1 protein-coding gene is annotated in these 1,101 nt (G+C 47.5%); it reads right to left on the bottom strand.

Annotated elements, in window-relative coordinates; all coding sequences use genetic code 11:
* Window positions 1-32: 32 nt before the first annotated feature.
* Complete coding sequence (locus tag GO009_RS17350; RefSeq protein WP_163627965.1) at window positions 33-998, bottom strand: IS110 family transposase; 966 nt, start codon at window positions 996-998, stop codon at window positions 33-35.
* Between the last annotated feature and the right edge of the window lie 103 nt (window positions 999-1,101).

The following is a 1,101-nucleotide window of genomic DNA, read 5'->3' as shown; positions in this document are numbered from 1 at the left end:
CAACAAAGAACTGAGTTAAAAAACAAGTCTTTTTAAGCCAATCTCGATATATAATTCTCATCGTAAGGTATTCCGGATTTTGCAATGGCAAATGCCTGTTTCAAAAGCTTGTTCGATACCGCTATCAATGCTAGTTTCTTGCTTTTTCCCTTGGCGGTTATGCGTTCATACATTTCCCTACACGCCTTGTTGTGCTTGCACGCTGAAAAAGCGCATAGGAACAGAAGGTTCCGCAATTTTCTGTTCCCTACCTTGCTTATCCTGCTCTTTCCCCTTACRCTGCTGCCCGAACGTCTGGTCGTSGGWGTYAWTCCCGCGTAATTGCATAACTGCCCCGCATTCTCGAACTTGGTAAAGCCATCCGTCAATATGATCAGCAAGGCCACTGTTTTGTCCCCGAGTCCCGGTATGCTCTTCAGGTTGGTAAGCTGCCGTTGCTGCGTTTTCTTGACCAATGCRAGCAATCKYGACTGAAGGCCCTCCAGCTCCCTGTCCAGGCTTTTCAATGAACGCACCAAGGACAAATGCACCGTCCTTGAAGGTATGCCCAGGACCTTTTCACCGTGCAGCTTGTTCTTTACCTGTGTCCGCTGTTTGAGATAGATGTCCATCAAGGCCAACAATTGGAGACTCTCCGCTTGGTCCTCGCCCTTGCCGTCGTACAGGGGAACATCGTTGACCTTGGCATATTCCGCTATGGCCTTGGCATCGCTCTTGTCCGTCTTGACCTTGGAAAGCTTCATCTGTACAAAACGTTTTACGGACAAAGGGTTCACAACCGATACGGCCATGCCCTGGTCAAAAAGGAACTGTGCCAATAGGTAATGGTAATAGCCAGTGGCTTCCATTACCACCAGACTGTTGGAGTTCAAACCGCTGCAATAATCCCTGAACCCCTTCAAGGTGTTCGGGTACTGATGGTGGGAACCTTGGTGGTCGCATACATCAAATACATCCTTGCTGATGTCCACTCCGTGGATTTCTTTATCTTTATTCATAGGAAAATGTTTTGGAAAGGACGCTCCACTTAAGCTTCAACAACTTGAAATCGAGATCTAGGTCTCACAGAACTGAACGAATTCTTGAGTGGAAAAGAGAGGG

This window comes from Allomuricauda sp. TY007 (assembly GCF_010468565.1).
In the GTDB taxonomy this organism is placed as follows: domain Bacteria; phylum Bacteroidota; class Bacteroidia; order Flavobacteriales; family Flavobacteriaceae; genus Flagellimonas.
Note: the sequence above shows the minus strand (reverse complement) of the source record. Positions and strands in the feature narration are given on the sequence as shown.